20 protein-coding genes, 1 pseudogene and 1 riboswitch are annotated in these 22,411 nt (G+C 56.4%); of the genes and pseudogenes, 7 read left to right on the forward strand and 14 right to left on the reverse strand.

All coding sequences use genetic code 11. The features are described 5' to 3' along the window. Positions 1-169: 169 nt before the first annotated feature. The 6 genes from hlyD (at position 170) to clsB (ending at position 7,321) form a co-directional block, all read left to right on the forward strand. Positions 170-1,174 (forward strand): secretion protein HlyD, encoded by a 1,005-nt coding sequence (gene hlyD, locus FGI04_RS10290; RefSeq protein WP_407336683.1) that lies wholly within the window; start codon positions 170-172, stop codon positions 1,172-1,174. After that, positions 1,164-2,915, forward strand: coding sequence for an ATP-binding cassette domain-containing protein (locus FGI04_RS10295; RefSeq protein ID WP_342700534.1), 1,752 nt, complete (start codon positions 1,164-1,166; stop codon positions 2,913-2,915). Before hlyD ends, FGI04_RS10295 begins: the two co-directional genes overlap by 11 nt. Then, positions 2,899-4,089: an ABC transporter permease gene (locus FGI04_RS10300; protein ID WP_407336684.1), complete on the forward strand. Its 1,191-nt coding sequence runs from the start codon at positions 2,899-2,901 to the stop codon at positions 4,087-4,089. Before FGI04_RS10295 ends, FGI04_RS10300 begins: the two co-directional genes overlap by 17 nt. Before the next feature lie 55 nt (positions 4,090-4,144). Continuing rightward, positions 4,145-5,251 (forward strand): ABC transporter permease, encoded by a 1,107-nt coding sequence (locus FGI04_RS10305; protein WP_168365486.1) that lies wholly within the window; start codon positions 4,145-4,147, stop codon positions 5,249-5,251. 91 nt (positions 5,252-5,342) lie between these two features. Next, positions 5,343-6,113 (forward strand): endonuclease/exonuclease/phosphatase family protein, encoded by a 771-nt coding sequence (locus FGI04_RS10310; protein ID WP_342700532.1) that lies wholly within the window; start codon positions 5,343-5,345, stop codon positions 6,111-6,113. Next, on the forward strand, positions 6,110-7,321 hold the full coding sequence (clsB, locus tag FGI04_RS10315) for a cardiolipin synthase ClsB (protein WP_342700531.1): 1,212 nt from the start codon (positions 6,110-6,112) through the stop codon (positions 7,319-7,321). Before FGI04_RS10310 ends, clsB begins: the two co-directional genes overlap by 4 nt. Before the next feature lie 368 nt (positions 7,322-7,689). Here the strand turns inward: clsB and FGI04_RS10320 are convergent, their stop codons facing one another. The 12 genes and pseudogenes from FGI04_RS10320 to FGI04_RS10375 form a co-directional block, all read right to left on the reverse strand. Then, positions 7,690-8,400 (reverse strand): Bax inhibitor-1/YccA family protein, encoded by a 711-nt coding sequence (locus FGI04_RS10320; RefSeq protein ID WP_342700530.1) that lies wholly within the window; start codon positions 8,398-8,400, stop codon positions 7,690-7,692. A 179-nt stretch (positions 8,401-8,579) separates the two neighbouring features. Next, on the reverse strand, positions 8,580-9,614 hold the full coding sequence (locus FGI04_RS10325) for an ABC transporter ATP-binding protein (protein ID WP_407273608.1): 1,035 nt from the start codon (positions 9,612-9,614) through the stop codon (positions 8,580-8,582). Next, positions 9,611-11,101, reverse strand: a pseudogene (locus FGI04_RS10330) (ABC transporter permease); the annotation flags it as partial. The gene FGI04_RS10325 and the pseudogene FGI04_RS10330, both read right to left, overlap by 4 nt. Before the next feature lie 136 nt (positions 11,102-11,237). Next, positions 11,238-12,254 (reverse strand): iron ABC transporter substrate-binding protein, encoded by a 1,017-nt coding sequence (locus FGI04_RS10335; protein ID WP_407336685.1) that lies wholly within the window; start codon positions 12,252-12,254, stop codon positions 11,238-11,240. A 247-nt stretch (positions 12,255-12,501) separates the two neighbouring features. Next, complete coding sequence (gene moaE, locus FGI04_RS10340; RefSeq protein WP_342700527.1) at positions 12,502-12,954, reverse strand: molybdopterin synthase catalytic subunit MoaE; 453 nt, start codon at positions 12,952-12,954, stop codon at positions 12,502-12,504. A 1-nt stretch (position 12,955) separates the two neighbouring features. Then, a complete protein-coding gene (gene moaD / locus FGI04_RS10345) occupies positions 12,956-13,201 on the reverse strand; it encodes a molybdopterin synthase sulfur carrier subunit (RefSeq protein WP_012885131.1) in 246 nt (81 codons plus the stop codon). Further along, positions 13,198-13,680 (reverse strand): cyclic pyranopterin monophosphate synthase MoaC, encoded by a 483-nt coding sequence (gene moaC, locus FGI04_RS10350; RefSeq protein ID WP_012885132.1) that lies wholly within the window; start codon positions 13,678-13,680, stop codon positions 13,198-13,200. The genes moaD and moaC overlap by 4 nt, the downstream gene beginning before the upstream one ends. Before the next feature lie 6 nt (positions 13,681-13,686). Further along, the gene (gene moaB, locus FGI04_RS10355; protein WP_023639957.1) at positions 13,687-14,199 is read right to left on the reverse strand and encodes a molybdenum cofactor biosynthesis protein B; all 513 of its coding nucleotides are present in this window, start codon (positions 14,197-14,199) and stop codon (positions 13,687-13,689) included. A 44-nt stretch (positions 14,200-14,243) separates the two neighbouring features. Then, positions 14,244-15,233, reverse strand: a complete 990-nt coding sequence (gene moaA, locus FGI04_RS10360) for a GTP 3',8-cyclase MoaA (protein ID WP_407336686.1) — start codon at positions 15,231-15,233, stop codon at positions 14,244-14,246. Continuing rightward, a riboswitch (molybdenum cofactor riboswitch) is annotated at positions 15,221-15,365 on the reverse strand. Its footprint overlaps the gene before it by 13 nt. Positions 15,366-15,693: 328 nt before the next feature. After that, complete coding sequence (locus FGI04_RS10365; protein WP_428845665.1) at positions 15,694-15,858, reverse strand: DUF2474 domain-containing protein; 165 nt, start codon at positions 15,856-15,858, stop codon at positions 15,694-15,696. 44 nt (positions 15,859-15,902) lie between these two features. Continuing rightward, a complete protein-coding gene (cydB, locus tag FGI04_RS10370) occupies positions 15,903-16,910 on the reverse strand; it encodes a cytochrome d ubiquinol oxidase subunit II (RefSeq protein ID WP_342700525.1) in 1,008 nt (335 codons plus the stop codon). 1 nt (position 16,911) lies between these two features. After that, positions 16,912-18,327 (reverse strand): cytochrome ubiquinol oxidase subunit I, encoded by a 1,416-nt coding sequence (locus FGI04_RS10375; RefSeq protein WP_407336687.1) that lies wholly within the window; start codon positions 18,325-18,327, stop codon positions 16,912-16,914. A gap of 594 nt (positions 18,328-18,921) precedes the next feature. Between FGI04_RS10375 and FGI04_RS10380 the strand changes: the two genes are divergently transcribed. Continuing rightward, positions 18,922-19,842 carry a gluconeogenesis factor YvcK family protein gene (locus FGI04_RS10380; protein WP_342700523.1) on the forward strand — a complete coding sequence of 307 codons (921 nt, stop codon included), beginning with the start codon at positions 18,922-18,924 and terminating at the stop codon, positions 19,840-19,842. Between the two features lie 3 nt (positions 19,843-19,845). Here FGI04_RS10380 and FGI04_RS10385 read toward each other — a convergent pair whose 3' ends face one another. Next, on the reverse strand, positions 19,846-20,292 hold the full coding sequence (locus FGI04_RS10385; RefSeq protein ID WP_342700522.1) for a VOC family protein: 447 nt from the start codon (positions 20,290-20,292) through the stop codon (positions 19,846-19,848). A gap of 73 nt (positions 20,293-20,365) precedes the next feature. After that, a complete protein-coding gene (uvrB, locus tag FGI04_RS10390; RefSeq protein WP_407336688.1) occupies positions 20,366-22,384 on the reverse strand; it encodes an excinuclease ABC subunit UvrB in 2,019 nt (672 codons plus the stop codon). Positions 22,385-22,411: the final 27 nt, after the last annotated feature.

Consider the following 22,411-nt stretch of genomic DNA (forward strand, 5'->3'; position numbering starts at 1 on the left):
CTCCACCACAGCGCCTGTGAAGGGTGGTGTGAAACCGACTTGTCAGCAATCAGCATGCGGCAAACTGTTGAATGAGCGATTATTCTTACAGTGATGCCATCGTCCAGTGGGAGAGGCCATCCCGCGCTCGATGGGCACAACCAGGACGCAAGAGCACATCGGGAGCGCTATGAATAAGAAAGCAGGGCTGTGGCTGGCACTGGCGGTCGTGATTATCGCAGCCGTCGGTTACGGTCTGGTGCAGCATCGTCATCAGCAAAATACGCCGTTAACACTGTACGGCAATGTGGATATCCGCAGTGTTAATTTGGGTTTCAGGGTGGGTGGACGCCTGGCGGCACTCAATGTGGATGAGGGCGATGTCGTTCAGCCCGGACAACAGTTAGCTCGGCTAGACAGCGCGCCATTGCAAAACGCGCTGCAACAGGCGAAAGCCAGCGTCGCCAACGCACAAGCACAACTGGCGCTATTACAGGCAGGCTACCGCAGCGAAGAAATTGCGCAGGTACGCTCTCAGGTGGAGCAGGCGCAAGCTGCCTACGACTATGCCAACAGTTTCTACCAACGACAGCAGGGATTGTGGAAGCAACACACCCTCGCCGCCAACGCACTGGAAGACGCCCGTTCGACACGCAATCAGGCTCAGGCAACATTACAAGCCGCACGGGAAAAACTCAGCCAGTATCAACGTGGTAACCGACCGCAGGAAATCGCTGCCGCCGAGGCTGCGCTGGCACAAGCGCAAGCCGCTGAAGCGCAGGCGCAACTCAATGTGCAGGATACCCATCTGTATGCGCCCTCCCCCGGCGTGATCCTCACCCGTGCGGCTGAAGTCGGCAGTATGCTGAATGCGGGCAGCACCGTCTTTACCCTGTCGCTAACCCACCCGGTGTGGATTCGTGCTTACGTCAGTGAACCGCAGTTAGGGCGTGCCGCACCGGGGGCAAAGGTGCTGATTTACACCGACAGCCGTCCGGAACGCCCTTATCATGGCCGTATCGGCTTCGTCTCGCCCAGTGCTGAATTTACGCCCAAGAGTGTGGAAACCACGGCGCTTCGCACCGACCTGGTGTACCGGCTGCGTATCATTGTGGACGATGCAGACGACGGTTTGCGTCAGGGAATGCCGGTCACACTCACGCTGGAACAGGATAAGGCCTCACATGACCAGTGATGTACCGCTTATCCACCTTGATGCGCTGGAAAAACGCTTTGCTGGCCGGGAAAAACCGGCGCTGGCGCAACTGAGTGCGGATATTCGCGCCGGGGCGGTCACCGGGCTGGTGGGGCCAGACGGGGCGGGCAAAACCACGCTGTTGCGCATGCTGGCCGGGTTACTGACACCCAGCGCAGGCACTATTCGGGTGATGGGACTCGACCCGATAGCCGATGACCGCCAGCTACACGCCCGACTGGGCTACATGCCGCAAAAATTTGGTCTGTACGAAGACCTCACGGTGATGGAAAACCTGACGCTCTACGCCGACTTGCGGGGCATTACCGGTGATACCCGGCGTGCTACTTTTGAGCGGCTGCTGCAGTTTACCGATCTCACCCGTTTTACCACCCGGCTGGCAGGCAAACTCTCTGGTGGTATGAAGCAAAAGCTCGGGTTGGCCTGTACGCTGTTGGGGCAACCCAACGTGTTATTGTTGGATGAACCGGGAGTCGGTGTCGACCCCATCTCCCGTCGTGAGCTGTGGCGCATGGTGCACGAGCTGGCAGATGATGGCATGCTGATTCTGTGGAGCACCTCTTATCTGGATGAGGCGGAACAATGCCGCGATGTACTGCTACTCAACGACGGCGAACTGCTCTACCGGGGCGCGCCCGCCGACCTGACGCAACAGATGGCGGGCCGCTGCATTCTGCTCGACCAGCCGGACAGTAATCACCGCCGCCTGCTACAACAGGCGCTGCGCCAGCCACAGGTGAGCGATGGGGTTATTCAGGGGCGCTACGTACGGTTGATTCTAAAACCGCAGGCAGACCGCGACGCCTTACTGCATGCCCTCAATCTGCCACCGGATCGGGTGCAAAATACCGCCCCACGTTTCGAGGATGCGTTTATTGACCTGCTGGGAGGCGGCCCCAGCGCCACCTCGTCACTGGCGGCGATTTTGCCGCAACTGGATACCCATCGCCGGGAAACGGTGATCGAAGCGCGTAACCTGACAAAAAAATTCGGTGATTTTGCCGCCACCGACCAGGTGAATTTTCAGGTTCGTCGTGGTGAAATCTTCGGCTTGCTGGGGCCAAACGGTGCCGGTAAATCCACCACCTTTCGTATGATGTGCGGCCTGCTGACACCCACCGATGGTCAGGCGCTGGTGCTGGGTATGGATCTCAAAACCGGCTCCGGGCGAGCACGTCAGCACCTCGGTTATATGGCGCAAAAATTTTCGCTCTACGGCAACCTGACGGTAGAACAGAACCTGCGCTTTTTCTCCGGCGTCTACGGCCTGAGCGGCCAGCGTCAGCAGGAAAAAGTGAACAGCATGGCGCAGGCGTTCAATTTCCATCCCATTTTCCAGCGAACACCGGATTCGCTGCCGCTTGGCTTTCGCCAGCGGCTGGCGCTGGCCTGCGCGTTAATGCACGAACCGGATATCCTGTTTCTTGACGAACCCACCTCCGGCGTCGACCCATTCACCCGACGGGAGTTCTGGCAGCATATCAACGGCATGGTGGACAAAGGCGTGACCGTCATGGTCACCACCCATTTTATGGATGAAGCCGAATACTGCGACCGTATCGGGTTGGTATACCGGGGACGGCTTATCGCCAGCGGCACGCCGGACGACCTCAAGCGGCAGGCGGCCTGCGACGACACACCGGAGCCAACCATGGAGCAGGCGTTTATCACGCTGGTACAGGCATACGACCGGGAGGTGACGCATGCCGCAAGACCTTGATGAACAGCGCCCTGATAACCAGCACCTTGATAAAAAACGCCTTAACGATCAACGTTTTTCCTGGCGACGACTGCGCGCGTTGTGCCTGAAGGAAACCCGTCAGATCCTGCGCGACCCCAGCAGCGCACTGATTGCCTTCGTCATTCCACTGTTGCTGCTGTTTATTTTCGGTTATGGCATCAACCTCGACTCCAGTCGTTTGAACATCGGCGTGTTGATGGAGCAGCACAGCGCCGAAGCCAATAGTCTGGCGCGCGCCTTTACCGGTTCGCCTTTTTTATCCGTCACCCTGAGCGATAACCGCCCGGCGCTGATAGAGAAGATGCAAGCCGGGCAAATTCGCGGCTTAATCGTTATCCCCGCCGACTTCGCTACCCGCCTGGCGCGCCCACAAGACTCGGCACCGATTCAGGTGATCACCGATGGCAGCGAGCCTAATACGGCGCAGTTCGTACAGAGCTACGCCCAGGGGGTATGGCAACTTTGGCAGCAGCAATACGCGCAAGACAACGGCAGCCATTACCAACCGCTGATTGACGTACAGACACGCTACTGGTTCAACGCCGCCGCCATCAGCCGCCACTTCATCATTCCCGGTGCCATCACCATCATCATGACGGTGATCGGCGCTATTCTGACCTCACTGGTGATCGCCCGCGAGTGGGAACGGGGCACCATGGAGGCATTATTATCAACCCAGGTTACCCGCGCCGAATTGCTGCTCACCAAATTGCTCCCCTACTACGTGCTGGGCATGATTGCCATGGTGCTGTGCGTGGTGGTCGCGGTATTTGTACTCGGGGTACCGTATCGTGGTTCGCTGTGGCTACTGTTTGGCATGAGCAGTTTGTTTCTCGCCAGCACGCTAGGTATGGGGTTGCTGATTTCCACCCTGACCCGTAACCAGTTCAACGCCGCGATGGTGGCGCTGAATGCGGCATTTCTGCCTGCGGTGATGCTGTCCGGGTTTATCTTTGAAATTCACAGTATGCCGGTGTTGGTACAGGCGGTATCGTACCTGATCCCCGCACGCTATTTCGTCAGCACACTGCAAACCCTGTTTTTAGCCGGGAACATCGGCAGCGTATTGCTGATGAATCTGTTGTTTTTGATGACATCAGCGGTGTTTTTCATAGGCCTGACCGCCTGGAAAACCCGACGTCGGCTCGATTAGATCCGAAGCACAATCATGGACAGTGACGCCCTGCGCGGCACGGAGGGAAAAGCGTATGTTGCATCGCCTGTGGACGCTGATCCGCAAAGAGCTTCAGTCATTGCTGCGCGAACCACAGACTCGCGCCATTTTGGTATTACCGGTACTGCTGCAGGTGCTGTTATTCCCGTTCGCCGCTACGCTGGACGTCACCGACGCCACCATCGCCATTTACAGCGAAGATAACGGCGCGGCATCCGTCGAACTGACGCAGCGTTTCGCCAGCGCCAGTGCGTTTTCGCGGGTCATCCTGTTGCACAGCCCGCAGGCAATCGCCCCAACGATTGATGACCAGCGTGCGCTGCTGCTGGTGCGCTTTCCCGCTGATTTCTCCCGCCAACTGGCAAACAATTCACCGACCAGCCTCCAACTGTTGCTTGACGGACGCCACTCCAACAGTGCCCAAATTGCTGCCCGTTATATTCAACAAATCGTACAGGACTATCAGCAGGAACGAATCACGTCCCCGACGCTGACGCACCAAAGTAACCTGGTGATCCGTCACTGGTATAACCCGAACCTGGACTACAAGTGGTTTGTGGTGCCGTCGCTGGTGGCGCTTATTACCACGATTGGTGTTCTAATCGTCACCGCGCTGTCGGTGGCTCGTGAGCGGGAACAAGGGACGCTGGAGCAGTTACTGGTGTCACCACTCTCTACCGGGCAAATTTTTGTCGGTAAAGCCGTGCCAGCGCTGATTGTCGCCACCGTACAGGCCAGTATCGTGCTGGCTGCCGGTATCCTTGCTTATCGCATTCCGTTTTCCGGCTCGCTATTGCTGTTCTACCTCAGCATGCTGGTATACGGGTTATCGCTGGTGGGGTTTGGGTTATTGATTTCTGCGCTCTGCTCGACCCAACAGCAGGCCTTCATCGGCGTATTTGTTTTCGTGATGCCGGCCATCCTGCTCTCCGGCTATGTCTCTCCGGTTGAGAATATGCCGATGTGGCTGCAACAGCTTACCTGGGTTAACCCGGTGCGCCATTTCACCGATATCACCAAACAGATCTATCTGAAAAACGCCAGCCTGAGCATCATCTGGCATGGCCTATGGCCGTTACTGACCATTACCGCGACCACGGGCAGCGCGGCTTACGCACTCTTCAGGCACAAAATAGGATAGCGGTGGGCGAGCCGTTTGCCTCCGGCGTCAGCGACGTCTTACCAAATCCTGACTACACTGATTTTCAGCTACTTGGGAACGAGGGAAAGCCATGGGTACTGTTTCGCCACCGCCATTGGGGATTTCTTTCACTGTCCTCACTATCAATACCCATAAAGGGTTCAGCGCACTCAATCGCCGTTTTATTTTGCCTGAACTGCGTGATGCCGTACGTTCGGTTTCCGCCGATATCGTGTGCTTGCAAGAGGTGTTAGGCCGTCACTCTACCCATCCGCTACAAGTGGAGCATTGGCCGGATACCCCACACTACGAATTTCTGGCAGAAACCATGTGGAATGATTACGCCTATGGCCGCAACGCTGTCTACCCGGAAGGCGATCACGGTAACGCCGTGTTGTCGCATTTCCCGATTTTTAGCTACCACAATCTGGACGTATCGGTATCCGACAAGGCCAAACGCGGTATTCTGCATTGCGTGCTGAAAGTACCCAACCGGGATGTGCATATCCATGTCGTGTGTGTACACCTGGGGCTGACCGCCTCGCACCGGCGACAGCAACTCTCGCTGCTGTGTGACCTGCTCGCTACCCTGCCCGCTGACGCGCCGTTGATTGTCGCCGGGGATTTCAATGACTGGCAGATGAAAGCCAGCGCCATACTCAAGCGCCGCGCCGGGCTGGAGGAGGTGTTCAGCCAACATTTTGGCAAACCGGCCCGCACCTTCCCTGCCCGTTTCCCGCTGCTGCGGCTTGACCGTATCTACGTGCGTAACGCCAAAACCAGTGTACCCAAGCTACTGCCCTCCAAACCCTGGGCGCATTTATCCGACCATGCGCCGCTGGCGGTGGAGATCCATTTGTGAGAACCGAATGGCGCGACGGTAATCACATTGAATTGCTGGTGAATGGCGACGAATACTACCCCAGCGTGTTTGAGGCTATCCGCCAGGCCCGCAATCGGGTCGTGCTGGAGACTTTTATTTGGTTTGAAGACAAAGTGGGCTACGCATTACGGGAGGTACTGATTACAGCGGCACAACGCGGTGTCAGCGTGGACGCTACCGCTGACGGCTACGGCTCGCACGACCTGTCGCCCGATTTTCTGGCACCGATGATCGAAGCCGGGGTGCGTTTTCATTTTTACGATCCGCGTCCACGCCTGTTCGGCCTGATGCGCACCAATCTGTTCCGACGGCTGCACCGCAAGCTGGTGGTGGTGGACGGACACACCGCCTGGATAGGCGGTATCAATTATTCCGCCGACCACCTGAGTGATTACGGCCCGGAAGCTAAACAAGACTACGCGGTGAAAGTACGTGGCCCGGTGGTGGATGACATCTACCGTTTTATGCTGGCGGCACTGGTCCACGATGAAGAGCCACATCTCTGGTGGCGGCGACGTTTTCGTCGCGCGGTGCGTAACCCGCATCCAGGTAACGCACAAGCGCTGTTCGTCTGGCGCGACAATGGCCTGCATCGACGCGATATCGAACGACAGTATTTGCTGATGCTGCGGCGTGCCAAACGCGAAGTCGTGATTGCCAATGCCTACTTCTTCCCCGGTTATCGGTTACTGCGGGCGATGCGCAAAGCAGCACGGCGGCATGTGCGGGTACGGTTGATTATTCAGGGGCAACCGGACATGCCTATCGTGCTGTTCGGCGCGCGCTTGCTCTACCCCTGGCTGGTGAAGGCCGGGGTAGATATTTACGAATACCGCCGCCAGCCATTGCACAGCAAAGTGGCGTTGCAAGACGAGTATTGGGCCACCATCGGTTCCAGCAATCTGGATCCGCTCAGTCTGGCGCTCAATCTGGAGGCGAATCTGTTCATCAACGATCGGGGCTTCAACCAGCAATTACGCGATAATCTGCACCAACTGATACGGGAAGACTGCGTGCAGGTTGACCCGGCACAACTACCGGCACGCTCGTCCTGGCAGGTGCTGAAAAACGTGGTGGTGTTCCATTTTCTGAAACGCTTCCCATCGATGGTCGGCTGGTTACCGGCGCATAGCCCACAGTTAACGCAGGTGGGGCACACATCAGCGGATGACAGCGAAAAGAAATGAAAAACACTAAGATTGTCGACAAACAGCCGTGTTGTTTTGTGAACGGAGATGCATGTCTGGTCAGTGAATGGTTTCGTGCGGGATAAGCGGTGTCATTTCTTTGCCGCTTCATCGCACGCACGACAAGGAGAGGTTCAAACGCCACCTCTCCTTGACCACTGGCTTGGTGGCTAAACAGTGGCGCTACGCGCTACCTTCGGCATTCGCCTTCGCTGTTCGGGCCGTCCGTGACGCGCTCCCGGCGCGGCACGGACTTTCGCCGCGTCCATGCGGCTCACCCGGCGAAGTCGCTTGCCTCAGCACAGTTTTAACGCCGGAAAGCCCCATTATCTGTAACTAAGAAGGGTTGCCAGTAATCTGCAACACCCTCAACGGCGGTTGCCAAACAAACGCAGCAGCATCAGGAACAGGTTGATGAAATCCAGATACAACGTCAGCGCACCCATGATCGAGTACTTACGGAAGTTATCCTTGTCATCAACTGACAGCTCTTCACCGATGTTTTTCAGTTTCTGTGTGTCATACGCCGTCAGGCCGACAAACACCAGTACACCGATGTAAGTGATGGCACGTTGCAGCCCTTCACTCTTCAACCAGAAATTCACCAGGGTCGCCAACAGGATACCAATCAGCGCCATAAACAGCATACTGCCCAGACCGGTCAGGTCACGCTTGGTGACATACCCGTACAGACTCATGGCACCGAACATCCCGGCCGTTATCACAAACGTACTGGCGATAGACTCACCGGAATACACGATGAAAATACTGGATAGCGTCAGACCCGTCAGCGCGGAGTAAAGCATGAACAACGTGGTCGCCACACCACCGCTCAAGCGATGCACCATGCCGGACAGCACAAACACCAGCCCAAGTTGGGCGATCACCAGTCCATAAAAGGTAATTTTGCTGGAAAACACCAGCTGCAACACCGCCGGGGTATTGGCGGCATACCAGGAGACAAACGCCGTCAGCAGCAAACCACAGGTCATCCAGCCATAGACCTGCGCCATATAGGTTTGCAGACCCGTGCTGGCTTGTTGAACGATGGAACCGTTAGAACGTGGAAATCGATCCATGATGCGACCTTTGCATGAGAAGTGAAACACAACAGGCTTACGCCCACCTGACTTTCAGCTTAACACAAAACCACGCGCACAACGGGTAACACTTTCTCAACAAGGATCGTAATTCCTGCAAAGCGGAATATTGCCCGACCGGCCTACCCGCCCAATGCAACAGTTTCCAGCATACGGGGTTAGTCAAGTCGATGCGCTCGTCCTGCCACCGTCAGATTGACGCCGCAGCCCACAACAATCTCTTCCCGACTCACGCTTTTCAGTTCAATCACCTGTGCACCTTGCGTCATGCGCAGACGTAGCGTAGAGACAAATCCGGCAAACTCAATACCGGTCACCACCGCCTGTGGCGTTGCGTGAGGTTCGGCCAGCGACACCTGAATCTGCTCCGGGCGCAACATGATACGCGCCACCCCGGCAGACTGATTATCATCCACCGCTACATCCCCCAGCGCACAGGCGGCACGTCCTCCATTAAGCTGTGCGGGCAACACCAGCGTATCGCCCAGAAACGCGGCGATACCTTCATCCGCCGGGCGCAGGTACAGTGACTGTGGCGACCCAACCTGTACCAACCGCCCCTGGCGCATTATCGCGACCTGATCGGCAAACGACAACGCTTCGGCCTGATCATGAGTGACCAGAATGGACGCCACACCCGCCTCCGCTAGCAGCGCCGACACCGCCTGACGTGTAGCGGCACGCAGGCCGGTATCCAGCGCGGAAAACGGCTCGTCCAGTAGCATCAACGCCGGGCGTTGCGACAAGGCGCGCGCCAACGCGACCCGCTGTTGTTGACCGCCGGACAGCTCATGCGGCCACAACGCCGCCAGTCGTGAGTCCAGCGACACCATCTCCATCAGCTCATCAATACGCCGCTGTTTATCTTGTTTACTGCCCTCAAGCCCGAAACCAATATTCTGCGCCACAGTAAAATGCGGAAACAGCGCACCGTCCTGCGGCACAAAACCGATACCACGCAGGTGCGCAGGCACCCACTGATTCGCATCGGCCACAACGCGTGTCTGCAAACGCACGGTGCCTTTATCCGGCGCTTCAAAACCAGCGATAATACGCAGCAACGTCGTTTTACCGGAACCAGAAGGGCCGACAATGGCCGTACGGCTACCCGGCGCGACCTGCAAGTCGATGCCGTCCAGCACCGTAACAGCGTTAAACGATTTACCGATGCCATAAAGTTCGAGCGTATTCATAAGCCTGCCGTGCGTTTCGATTGGGAATAAAGTAACCAGGTCAGCGGGAGCGACAGCACCACCATGATCAGCGCATAAGGTGCCGCCGCCATATAATCAATTTCGCTGGTCAACGCCCAGAAACCGGTCGCCAGCGTCCGGGTACCGTTGGGTGCCAGTAGCAACGTGGCGGTCAATTCGTTGGTCACTGCCAGAAACACCAATGCCGCCCCAGCCGCCGCACCCGGTGCCGCCAGTCTGAGCGTGATTCGCCACAATGCCCGTCCCGGTGAACACCCCAGACTACGTGCCACGTTTTCCAGCTCAACCGGCGCTTGCGCAATACCCGCGCGCAGGTTGATCAACGCCCGTGGCATGAACATCAACACATAGGCCAGCAGCAGGGTAAACTCGGTCTGATACAGTGGCCGCAATGTATGGATGGTGACCGTCACCAGCGCCAGCGCGACGACAATGCCCGGCAATGCGCTGGTCACGTAATTACACCCTTCCAGCAGGCGATACAGTCGTGAGGGATAACGTACCGACAGCCAGGCCATCGGAAATGCGCACAGCGTAACCAGCACAGCACCGCTGATACCCAGCCACAATGTCTGGCGCAGCGCGGGCCACAGCTCGTCATTACGCCACACCTCTATGCCGCCAAGCCACAACCAGCGGGCCAACGTCATCAACGGGACACCCAGCGCCAGCGTGGTTAACGCCAGCGGCAGTAATCCGTACATCAACGCCGCCGAGGACGACAGCCGCCAGGGAGTCTGACTGCGGGCGCTACCAGAACCCACGCGAGCATAGCGCGCACGCCCACGGGTCAGGGCTTCCAGCGATAACAACCCCAAACAACACAGCACCAGCACGCCCGCCAGCATGTTTGCCGCCAGGCCGTTAAACGTCGACTGGAACTGCTCGAAAATCGCGGTGGTGAAGGTGTCAAAGCGGATCATGGCGTACAGGCCGTATTCCGCCAACAGATGTAACGCAATCAGCAGCGAGCCACCCCATATCGCCAGACGCAGTTGCGGCAGCACCACACGAAAAAAAACGCGCCAGGGCCTGGCACCCAATGAGGTCGCTACATCTTCCAGGCTGGGATCAAGCCGACGCAGCACCGCTACCGCCGGCAGGTAAATAAACGGGAAATAGGCGAGCACCGACAGGAATACGCCTGCCACCAGGCCATTCATGCCGGGCAGCAGACTGATCCAGGCGTAACTCTGGACGAAGGCGGGCACCGCCAGTGGTGCGGTCAGTAACAGCGACCACACCCGGCGCCCCGGCAAGGTAGTACGTTCGGTCAACCAGGCTAACGCCACCCCGAACAGCGTGCAGAGCGGCAAAGTGACCGCGACCAGCAACACGGTATTGAGCAACAGTTCTCCGACCCGGGGCCGGAACACCAGCGTCTTTACCGTTTCCCAGCCCGTCGTCAGGGTCACCCCCACGACGAAACCCAGCGGCAATAACGCCAGCAGTGACAGCAGTACAGCCATCAGCGCCATACTGCCGCCCGCTATCCGGTACGACTGCGCCCCCGAACGCGCTGGTTGTGGCATCCCCACACCAGCGACTTTCCATTCCACATCGGCCATCGGTCTTATTGGACTCCCGCCCTATACTGACGTATTACAGCAGACCGGCTTCGGTCATCAGTTCAACCACTTTCTTGCCGTTGAGTTTGGCAGCATCCACGGTGGGAGCCTGCAAGTCTTTCAGCGGAACCAGTTTCGGATTGGAAGCCGCATTGACGCCCACGGCGTATTCAAACGCGGTATTGGTGCGCAGCACTTCCTGGCCTTTCTTGCCGGTGATCCACTTCATGAATGCCTGAGCCTGTTCTTTATGCTTGCTCGATGCCAGTACACCGCCGCCAGAGATGCTGACGAACGCGCCCGGATCCTGATGCTTGAAGTAGTACAAACGGATATTTTTACTGTTTTCACCGGTTTTCGCGCCGTCGACAAACGGGTAGTAATGATAGATAACGCCGCTGTCGACCTGACCGGCGTTCACCGCTTTCATTACCGTGCTATTGCCTTTATACGCCGTGAAGTTGGTTTTCATCGCCTTCAGCCAGTCCAGCGTTGCTTTCTCGCCTTTCAGCTCCAGCATCGCGCTGACAATCGCCTGAAAGTCTGCACCCGACGGAGACGCCGCCCAGCGCCCTTTCCATTCTGGTTTCGCCAGATCCATCAATGATTTCGGTAATTGTGCTTCGGTCAGTTTTTCCGGGTTGTAAACAAATACCGTCGAACGAGCAGCGATACCAATCCAACGTCCGTGGGAGGGACGGTACTGCGGCGCAACCTGCGCCAGTGTGTCGGCATCCAACGGTGCGAACAGGTTGGCGTTATCCACCAGCACCATTGACGGCGAGTTTTCCGTCAAAAATACGTCAGCCGGTGACGCACTGCCTTCCTGAACCAGTTGGTTACCCAACTCACTATCGCCGCCATTACGCAGCGTCACTTTAATACCGGTATCCTGAGTGAAGCCGTCTACCCAGGACTTCACCAGGTTTTCATGCTGTGCGTTATAAATCACAATACCTGCATCCTCCGCCTGTGCGCCGAAGGACAGTCCCATCATCAGGGAAGACGCCAGCAATGTGGCGGGGAACAGGGAAGCTATACGCCGTTTCATACCATTATCCTTTTTCACTGTATGGCAATTAACTGTATGACAATAAAAGCGAATCCGGCAAAAAATTACCGCGGCTCATTATCGTTGCATAAAAATAGAAATAAAAATGATTCTTATTAATTATTATTCGAACACTATAGTGATGCAACATTTATAAACGGTTGCTTTTTATCGTTTTTATTCCAGTAGTGAAATCATATCGCCAGCAATGGTGTAGCGGCGGCAATCAATACACCGCCGTCACCGCTTAGGACCAGCGTTCTGCCGCCTGTCGATCACTGTCACGGGCATCGACCCAACGGTCACCATCCTGCGTGGCTTCCCGCTTCCAGAACGGTGCACGCGTTTTGAGGTAATCCATAATGAATTGCGCCGCATCAAACGCGGCCTGACGGTGGGCTCCGCTGACGCCAACAAATACTATCTCGTCACCGGGAAAAAGTGCACCGACACGATGGATCAGGCTGACACGCTGAATCGGCCAGCGCTCACGTGCCGCCTCGACAATCTCAGCCAGCGCTTTTTCCGTCATCCCCGGATAATGCTCCAGGGTTAACGCACTGACGTTATCCCCCAGATTATGGTTACGCACTTTGCCGGTGAACGTGACGACGGCGCCGTCCGTATCGCTGGCTGCCAGCCAGCTGTACTCGTCGCCTACGCTGAACGGTTCCTGCCCTACCCGAATACGCGTGCCCATGTCAGCCTCCGGTCACCGGCGGGAAAAACGCCACTTCGTCGCCATCGGTCAGCGGATGCGTCATCGCCACCAGCGACTGGTTAACCGCCGCCAGCAGTTTGCCGTCTTCCAGCGCCAGCGCCCAGCGGTCACCACGTTCACACAGCGCCTGACGCAGCGATGCCACATCCTGATAGTCGGCAGGCAGGGATAACCGGTCAATACCGGTGAGCTCGCGCACCTGCGCGAAAAATAACACCGTAATCATGATGCCTCCGCCTTAAAGTCACCGGATTTACCCCCACTTTTCGCCAACAGCCGTACCGGCCCTATCACCATGTCTTTCTGCACCGCTTTGCACATGTCATAAATGGTCAACGCCGCGACCGAGGCAGCGGTCAATGCCTCCATCTCCACCCCAGTCTTACCGGTTAACCGACACAGGGATTCGATGCGCACCCGGTTATGTTCCGGCTGCGCTTCCAATTCAACGGCAACTTTACTGAGCAATAGCGGGTGACACAGCGGGATTAACTCCCAGGTGCGTTTGGCGGCCTGAATGCCGGCGATACGGGCGGTGGCGAACACATCGCCTTTATGATGCTTGCCGTCGATAATCATCGACAGGGTATGCGGTGCCATTTCCACAAAGGCTTCGGCACGCGCTTCACGCACGGTCTCTGCCTTGTCGGAAACATCCACCATCGCCGCTTCACCGGCGGCATTAATGTGGGTCAGTTGTGACATAACAGCTTACTTTTTCAGGTGAGGATAGAGGTTACAGGGTTTCTGGCGCGCATCCAGTTGCTCGCGAATAATCCGCTCCCAGGCGGTACGACAGGCTTTGGTCGACCCCGGCATCGCAAAAATCGCCGTCTGGTTAGCCATACCGGCAATGGCGCGCGACTGAATAGTGGCGGTGCCTATCTCTTCATAGGACACCATGCGGAACAGTTCGCCAAATCCTTCGATTTCGCGATCAAACAACACCCGGATAGCTTCCGGTGCGAGATCGCCAGCGGTAAAGCCAGTACCACCGTTAATCAGGATCACCTGCACATCCTCGCGGGCTATCCAGGCAGACACCTGTGCACGGATGTGGTAGAGGTTTTCACTGACAATCGCGCTGCCCGCCAGATGATGCCCATCGTGCTGCAATGCTTCGCGCAGATAATCGCCAGACGTATCGTCGTCGGCCGTACGGCGGGAGGATATCGTCATCACCGCCACACGCAGAGGAATAAATTCACTGCTGACCTTGCTCATAAATACTCCGTAACGGTATGCGTAATACCGTATTGCGCGGCCGTTTAGCCGCCAATAAAGGAAAGATTCGGGGTAATGCCGCTGTCGCCGTCATGCAGAAAATGCGACTGTCGTTTGCTACCAAGGCCACCGGAAATACGCAGTTTCAGCGCCTCCAGTTGCTCGTCATCCATCAGCAAATCGCGCAGTGGAATGCCTTGCTCACCAAACAGGCACAGATGCAAATTGCCGATGGCCGAAACCCGCAGGCGATTGCAGCTCTGACAAAAGTCTTTTTCATAAGGCATGATTAGCCCCACCTCACCCTGATAATCCGGGTGCGAGAACACCTGCGCCGGGCCGTCACTGCGCGAACGAACCTGCTGTTGCCAGCCTTGCTGTAACAAACGCTCGCGAATCACCTGCCCGGAAACATGATGGCGGCGGAACATCTCCCGCCCTTCGCCGGTTTCCATCAGTTCGATAAATCGCAGTTGGATAGGCCGGGTGCGGATCCATTCCAGAAAGGTGTGCAGGCTGTTGTCGTTAACATCACGCATCAGTACGGTGTTGACTTTCACCCGCTGGAATCCGTTAGCGAAAGCAGCATCGATGCCGTCCATCACCTGACGGAATTTGTCCTGCCCGGTAATGGCGTGAAACGCCCGGGCATCCAGACTGTCGACACTGACATTGAGCGCCGTCAATCCGGCATCACGCCAGCTCGCGACATCCCGCGCCAGCCGGTAACCGTTAGTGGTCACCGCCAGTGTCCGGATAGCCGGGTTTTCACGAATCGCAGCGATAATGTCGACAAAATCCCGTCGTAAAGAGGGTTCACCGCCGGTCAGGCGCACCTTTTCCGTACCCAGTTCGGCAAACGCCCGCCCAACACGGCGGATTTCATTCAACGACAGAAAGCGATGAGGGGTCGCGCCATTAGGCTGATAGCCGTCCGGCAGACAATAAGTGCAGCGGAAATTACAGACATCCGTTATCGACAGACGCAAATAGTAAAACTTGCGCGCAAACGCATCGGTCAGTTGACTCACCATAAACACCTTTCCAAGTACGGGAGATGCGGGCATTTCTACCCTGCACCCTGGTGACCCTCAGGTCACGGCCAGGAAACCCTATTCGCGCTGACTCTCGAACGTAGGTTCCAAGGCTAGGAGTTTGATTGCCCGGCATCGAACACCGATGTCGGATAACCGTGATTACTTCATGAAGTCTATCGCCAAATCAAGCCATCCGTCACTGAAAATGCGGTATATAATCTTGTATATAGCGGATTTCATTCACTATTTTCACGCTCAGCATAGCGGAAATCCGATCAATTTTTCTGACCTGTATCATGGTATGACCGATATCCCCTACTCCCATCGGAGTAAACCGAGCGCCTAATGGCGACAGGTTGTTCAGTTAACACAAAACGCCCGCGATGCTACCGCGGGCGTTTTGTGCTCATGCAGAGGCTGATGCCAATTGATGCCAATTAAGGTATGTGACTCATGGTTAGTGGGTTTTCAGCCCGGCAGCAGTCATCAGCAGGCGGAATACCGTTGCGACTACACCGAGTGCGAGCACACTGGCTCCCCATAACATGACCATCCATAATAGCCGCCGCCATAGCGATGACGCTGTTTTTCTCGCCGGCACCACCTTCGTTGCGCCTGCGATCAATATCGGCTTTTCATCTGCCCTTTTTTCCATTGCCCCCGCCATCAGTGGTATCCCTCCTCCGGCCGTACCTTTCCTCGGAAGACGTAGTAACTCCAGAAGGTGTACCCCAGAATAACCGGGATGATCAGCAATGCGCCAAACAGCATGAATCCCTGGCTCTGCGGTGGCGCAGCCGCGTCCCACAGGGTCAGTCCCGGTGGAATGATCATTGGCCACAGGCTGATACCCAGTCCGGTGAAGCCCAGGAAGATAAGCCCCAACGTCAACAGGAAAGGCGCGTAATGTGCCTGGCGGCGAACGCCACGCACAATACCTACCGCGCACAGCACCACCAGAATCGGAACCGGCAGGAACCAAAACAGATTAGGCAGCGAAAACCAGCGCTGCGCAATGGCTGGGTGAGCCAGCGGCGTCCACACGCTGATGACACCAATGACCGCCAGCAACAACGCCACCAGCGACGGAGCCAACGCCGACATACGGCTATGCAGCGACTGTCCGGTTTTCATGATAAGCCAGGTACAGCCCAGCAGCGCATACGCCACCACCAGCCCAACGCCGCAAAACAGCGAAAACGGTGTCAGCCAGCCGAATACCGGGCCGGAGAAGTGGCGATCGGTCACCTCAAAACCATTGAGCACCGCCCCCACGGTTACCCCCTGGAAAAAGGTTGCCACCAGCGAGCCCCACAGGAAGGCGTGGTCCCAAAACGGACGGTGTGACGGCGTCGCTTTGAAGCGAAACTCGAAGGCCACACCGCGAAAAATCAGCCCCACCAGCATCAACGTCAGCGGGATGGTTAGCGCATCGACGATCACCGCGTAAGCCAGCGGAAAGGCACCAAACAACCCGGCCCCGCCGAGCACCAACCAGGTTTCGTTGCCATCCCACACCGGCGCGACGGTATTCACCATCACATCCCGGTCGGCCGGGTGCCGATGAGTCAGAAATAAAATGCCGATGCCCAGATCAAAACCGTCCATCACGATATACATCAGGGTGGCGAAAATAATGATGGCGAACCAGACAACAGAAAGCTCAATACCCATGTTATTTCCCCTCTCCCAACAAATCCTGCGCCGCCGATAACGGTCGCGCTGGTGTCTGCGCCACTCCCGGCTCGCCGTTGGAGGTACCATCCCCCTCTCCCGGTTGCGGTCCTTTTTTAATCAAGCGCACCAGATAGGCATACCCCACGCCAAATACCGACAGGTACACCGCAATAAATAGCAGCAAACTCACGCTCATCTGCAGGTCGCCGTGTGCCGATACCGCCTCACGGGTGCGTTGCAAGCCGTAAACCACCCACGGCTGTCGGCCGACTTCGGTGGTGAACCAACCGGCCAGAATGGCTATCAACCCCGATGGCCCCATCAGCAGGGTGAACCACAAAAATGGCCGCGACTGGTACAAACGCTGACGCCAGCGCAGCCACAACCCCAGAACCCCCAGCAGGATCATCAGCATTCCCAGACCGACCATGATGCGAAACGACCAAAACACCACCGGCGAGTTGGGCCGTTCGTCTTTGGGGAAGCTCTTCAATGCCGGGACCTGTTTATCCAGACTGTGGGTCAGGATCAGGCTACCCAGATAAGGAATTTCCAGTGCATAGCGGGTGGTTTCACGTTCCATATCCGGCCAGCCCACCAAAATCAGCGGCGTCGGTTCGCCAGGTGGGTTATCCCAGTGGCCTTCAATCGCGGCAATTTTAGCGGGCTGGTATTTCAGCGTGTTCAGACCATGCATATCGCCCAGCAACGCCTGAATGGGGGCGACAATCAACGCCATCCAGAGCGCCATCGACAACATTTTGCGAATTGCCGGGGTATCGTTGCGACGAAGCAAATGCCAGGCAGCAGACGCGCCGACAAAAAAGGCGCTGGCAAGAAATGCCGCCGTCGCCATATGCATCAGTCGGTACGGGAAAGAGGGATTGAAGATAACCGCCAGCCAGTCTACCGGCACCACAACACCGTTATGAATTTCGTGCCCCTGCGGGGTCTGCATCCAACTGTTGGAGGCGAGGATCCAGAACGTGGACGTGATCGTACCGAGTGCCACCATGCAGGTCGCGAAAAAGTGCAACCCCGGCCCAACCCGCTGCCAGCCAAACAACATGACGCCGAGAAAACCAGCCTCCAAAAAGAATGCGGTCAGCACCTCATAGGTCAACAGCGGGCCGGTAATACTGCCAGCAAACTGCGAAAAACCGCTCCAGTTGGTACCAAACTGATAGGCCATCACCAGACCGGACACCACGCCCATACCAAAGTTAACGGCAAAGATTTTCGACCAGAAATGGTAGAGATCACGGTAGTCGCGATTTCTGGTTTTCAGCCACAACCCTTCCAGCACAGCCAAAAAACTGGCCAGCCCAATAGTGATGGCGGGAAAAATGATATGGAAGGATACCGTGAACGCAAACTGTATCCTTGCCAGATGAAATGCATCGAGTCCAAACATGCCTTACCCCTGGACTGTTATCAGCCCTGCTATCGTTTTACTTGTCGGCTGGCACGCAGGCCAGAATCAGGAAACAGCGCCGACGTGCGCCGATGACATAACGCGTGGGAAGTATCGTGCCGAGGCGAGATACTACCGGCACTGATCTTAAAATGGGCAGGAGTGAATGGGTATAAACAGTCTGCGTTATTTAGACTATAACAGTTTTAATGTTATTTAATAATTTCATTATCAATCCATAATAAAATTAAAAATTAATTTTTAAAAACCTTTAAAAACAAATAAGTGATGAATATCAATAAAAATATAACAGAATAATTTATTACAAATTAAATCAAGGAAGAATATATTCCACGCTCCCTCAATATCGGTCGTTGTCCCATCGGTATCGTCGCCTGTACTGATGTCCAGCCAGCCTGTTCACACCGGGCTTTCCCGGCGTCACAGTACCGGTTGCTGCTCCTCGGGTGAACATCATTGATCCCATCGATACCCGGCTCTGAAATTTTCTGTTGGCGCTTATGCAGCTTTACCCAAAGATGTGGTATATAACCGCTACTTTTTAGGGTAGATAACCGGAATATAAGGGCAGGTATGGGTAATCGCACGTTGGCGGAACTGGGTAGCGTGGTCGCGCTGGGTGGCGGCCATGGACTGGGGCGCGTGATGTCATCGCTCTCCTTTCTCGGTTCGCGGCTGACAGGCATTGTCACCACCACCGACAATGGCGGCTCTACCGGGCGCATTCGCCGCTCGGAAGGCGGCATTGCCTGGGGTGACACCCGTAACTGTCTTAATCAGTTGATCACCACCCCCAGTGTCGCCTCCGCCATGTTTGAATACCGCTTCAACGGCAACGGCGAGCTGTCCGGCCACAACCTTGGCAATTTGATGCTCAAAGCGATGGACCACCTCAGCGTGCGCCCGCTGGAAGCCATCAACCTGATACGCAATCTGCTTAATGTCGACGCGCTCTTGATCCCGATGTCAGAGCAGCCAGTCGACCTGATGGCAATTGATGCGCAAGGCAACCCGGTGTACGGCGAAGTAGCGGTCGATCAACTCGCCGCACTGCCGCAAGATCTGATGCTCTACCCGAGCGCACCGGCCACACAAGAGGCGTTGACGGCGATAGCCGAAGCAGACCTGATCCTAATAGGACCGGGCAGTTTTCTCACCAGCCTGATGCCGCCTTTACTGCTGACCGATCTGGCTCAATCGCTGCACGACGCGCGTGCGCCAGTGGTCTATATCGGTAATCTGGGCGATGAGCAAAGCCAGATAGCCACCCGTCTGACACTGGCCCAAAAGCTGCAACTTATCGAAAGCAAGATTAACCGACGCATCATCGACGCCGTTGTTGTCGCTCCCCGAACCGATACCCACGGCGTGAACGACCGCCTGATCATCCGGCAACCGCTGGGGGCGCACGATGTCCCCCACCACCATGATCGCCAATTGCTGCAGGCCGCGTTAGAGCAGGCTGTGCAAGCGCTGGGGCTGTGCCCGGCTTAAGGTTCACGCCCTCAGCCACGGCGTATGGGTAACTCCCACTAACAGCCCTTCGGGGCTGAGGAAACGGGTTACCGTCTGCCCCCAAGGTTCCAGCCGGTTATCCACCAGCAATGGGTAACCCTGTTGTTTGATGGTCTCGGTCGCCGCCCCGATATCCGCTACTTCCAGTTCCATCCAGCCTTGCGGAATCGGGTGGGTTGACGGCCAGTTGTCAGTGCCGAAGCAGGACTGACTCGCCTGCGCCAGCGGCCATAACGCAAAGTGCTTCACACCGTCCAACGTATCGCAGGTCAGGTAGGCTTCATTACCTTCCATCGGCTTTATCGGCAGATTCAACAGGGTCTGATAGAACGTCTGACTGGTCGGCACCGACACCGTTATCGGCCCAAAGCCTGCCACGAACAACACATCAACGCCAGAAAGCGGCACATCGGGGATCGTATTTTTCATCACACCATCACTCTTGTATTCGGAAGTATCGCGTCACGCCGCTGGCAAAAGTATGCCGACAGCACCAACGCGGTCAGGATGCCGCAATAAACTGCTCACGCAGCGCATGGATTTCGTCGCGCAGACGGGCGGCTTCTTCGAACTCCAGATTCTGTGCATGGGTCAGCATCTGGCTTTCCAGCTCACGGATTTTCTGATCCAACGCTTTCGGCGACAGTTGCTGATACCGTGCCGCCGGTTCCGCCGCTTTCTTGCCGCGGCCTTTGCCCTTGCCCTTGCCGTTGACAGGCTGACCAATCTGCAAAATGTCGCCAATCTTCTTGTTCAGCCCCTGCGGCACAATGCCATGCTGCTCGTTGTAGGCCTGCTGTTTCTCACGGCGGCGTTGGGTTTCATTGATGGCGCGTTCCATCGACGGCGTAATCCTGTCGGCGTACAAAATCGCCTTGCCGTTAAGGTTACGCGCCGCACGACCAATAGTCTGAATCAGCGATCGCTCCGAGCGCAGGAAGCCTTCTTTGTCGGCGTCCAGAATCGCCACCAGCGACACTTCCGGCATATCCAGCCCTTCACGCAGCAGGTTGATACCCACCAACACGTCGAACTCGCCCAGTCGCAAATCACGGATGATTTCTACCCGCTCCACGGTATCGATATCCGAGTGCAGATAACGTACCCGCTCGCCGTGCTCTTCCAGATACTCGGTCAGGTCTTCCGCCATACGTTTGGTCAGGGTAGTGACCAGTACACGCTCGTTAATGGCCGAACGCTTGCGGATTTCCGACAGCAAATCATCCACCTGCGTCGTAACCGGGCGCACCTCCAGCACCGGATCGAGCAGGCCGGTCGGCCGCACCACCTGATCGATTATCTCGCCGCCAGATTTTTCCAGTTCGTAATTACCCGGCGTCGCCGAAACATAAATGGTCTGCGGTGCCAGCGCTTCGAACTCCTCAAACTTCATCGGCCGGTTATCCAACGCCGAGGGTAAGCGAAACCCGTATTCCACCAGCGTTTCTTTCCGTGCCCGGTCACCACGATACATCCCGCCCAGTTGCGGGATAGTCACGTGGGATTCGTCAATCACCAGCAGCCCATCGGCAGGCAGGTAATCAAACAAGGTTGGCGGCGGTTCACCGGGGCCGCGTCCGGACAAAAAGCGGGAGTAGTTTTCAATGCCGGAGCAATACCCCAGCTCATTCATCATTTCCAGATCGAAGGTGGTGCGCTGCGCCAGCCGCTGCTCTTCCAACAGTTTATTGTTGGCCAGCAACACCTGACGGCGCTCCGCCAGTTCGACTTTGATCTCTTCCATCGCCTGCAAAATACGTTCGCGTGGCGTCACATAGTGGGTTTTCGGGTAAATGGTGTAACGCGGTACGGTTTGCACGATGTGGCCGGTGAGCGGGTCAAACAGCGACAGCCGCTCCACTTCTTCGTCAAACAACTCTACACGCAGCGCTATCTCATCGGATTCCGCCGGAAAAATATCGATGACCTCACCGCGAACCCGGAAGGTGCCACGGCTAAAGGCCTGATCGTTACGGGAATACTGTAATTCTGCCAGCCGACGCAAGATAGCGCGCTGATCAATCAGCATACCTTGTGTCAGGTGCAACATCATCTTCAGGTAGAGGTCCGGGTCGCCCAGACCATAAATGGCGGATACCGACGCCACCACCACCACGTCACGCCGCTCCAGCAGGGCCTTGGTGGCAGACAACCGCATCTGCTCGATATGTTCGTTAACCGAGGCATCCTTCTCGATAAAGGTATCGGAGCTTGGCACATAGGCTTCAGGCTGATAGTAATCGTAGTAAGACACGAAATACTCCACCGCGTTGTCCGGAAAAAACTCCTTCATCTCGCCATACAACTGCGCGGCCAGGGTTTTATTCGGCGCCAGCACCATGGTAGGCCGGTTGAGATCCGCAATCACGTTAGCAATGGTAAACGTCTTGCCGGAGCCTGTTACCCCCAACAATGTCTGATGCGCCAGCCCGTCTTCCAGCCCCTCTTTCAGACGACGTATCGCTTCAGGTTGGTCGCCTGCGGGCTTAAAGGCAGAATGCAGTTTGAACGCTTTACTCATGAACAAGACACCCGGATAAAAAACGGT

Origin of the sequence: Dickeya ananatis (assembly GCF_019464615.1) — a bacterium.
GTDB classification, from domain to species: Bacteria; Pseudomonadota; Gammaproteobacteria; order Enterobacterales; family Enterobacteriaceae; genus Dickeya; species Dickeya oryzae.

Bases quoted from the DNA above. Each gene is read 5' to 3' on its own strand.
- hlyD (WP_407336683.1), top strand. From the start codon at position 170: ATGAATAAGAAAGCAGGGCTGTGGCTGGCACTGGCGGTCGTGATTATC.
- FGI04_RS10295 (WP_342700534.1), top strand. From the start codon at position 1,164: ATGACCAGTGATGTACCGCTTATCCACCTTGATGCGCTGGAAAAACGC.
- FGI04_RS10300 (WP_407336684.1), top strand. From the start codon at position 2,899: ATGCCGCAAGACCTTGATGAACAGCGCCCTGATAACCAGCACCTTGAT.
- FGI04_RS10305 (WP_168365486.1), top strand. From the start codon at position 4,145: ATGTTGCATCGCCTGTGGACGCTGATCCGCAAAGAGCTTCAGTCATTG.
- FGI04_RS10310 (WP_342700532.1), top strand. From the start codon at position 5,343: ATGGGTACTGTTTCGCCACCGCCATTGGGGATTTCTTTCACTGTCCTC.
- FGI04_RS10320 (WP_342700530.1), bottom strand. From the start codon at position 8,400: ATGGATCGATTTCCACGTTCTAACGGTTCCATCGTTCAACAAGCCAGC.
- FGI04_RS10325 (WP_407273608.1), bottom strand. From the start codon at position 9,614: ATGAATACGCTCGAACTTTATGGCATCGGTAAATCGTTTAACGCTGTT.
- FGI04_RS10335 (WP_407336685.1), bottom strand. From the start codon at position 12,254: ATGAAACGGCGTATAGCTTCCCTGTTCCCCGCCACATTGCTGGCGTCT.
- moaE (WP_342700527.1), bottom strand. From the start codon at position 12,954: ATGGGCACGCGTATTCGGGTAGGGCAGGAACCGTTCAGCGTAGGCGAC.
- moaD (WP_012885131.1), bottom strand. From the start codon at position 13,201: ATGATTACGGTGTTATTTTTCGCGCAGGTGCGCGAGCTCACCGGTATT.
- moaC (WP_012885132.1), bottom strand. From the start codon at position 13,680: ATGTCACAACTGACCCACATTAATGCCGCCGGTGAAGCGGCGATGGTG.
- moaB (WP_023639957.1), bottom strand. From the start codon at position 14,199: ATGAGCAAGGTCAGCAGTGAATTTATTCCTCTGCGTGTGGCGGTGATG.
- moaA (WP_407336686.1), bottom strand. From the start codon at position 15,233: ATGGTGAGTCAACTGACCGATGCGTTTGCGCGCAAGTTTTACTATTTG.
- cydB (WP_342700525.1), bottom strand. From the start codon at position 16,910: ATGGGTATTGAGCTTTCTGTTGTCTGGTTCGCCATCATTATTTTCGCC.
- FGI04_RS10375 (WP_407336687.1), bottom strand. From the start codon at position 18,327: ATGTTTGGACTCGATGCATTTCATCTGGCAAGGATACAGTTTGCGTTC.
- FGI04_RS10380 (WP_342700523.1), top strand. From the start codon at position 18,922: ATGGGTAATCGCACGTTGGCGGAACTGGGTAGCGTGGTCGCGCTGGGT.
- FGI04_RS10385 (WP_342700522.1), bottom strand. From the start codon at position 20,292: ATGAAAAATACGATCCCCGATGTGCCGCTTTCTGGCGTTGATGTGTTG.
- uvrB (WP_407336688.1), bottom strand. From the start codon at position 22,384: ATGAGTAAAGCGTTCAAACTGCATTCTGCCTTTAAGCCCGCAGGCGAC.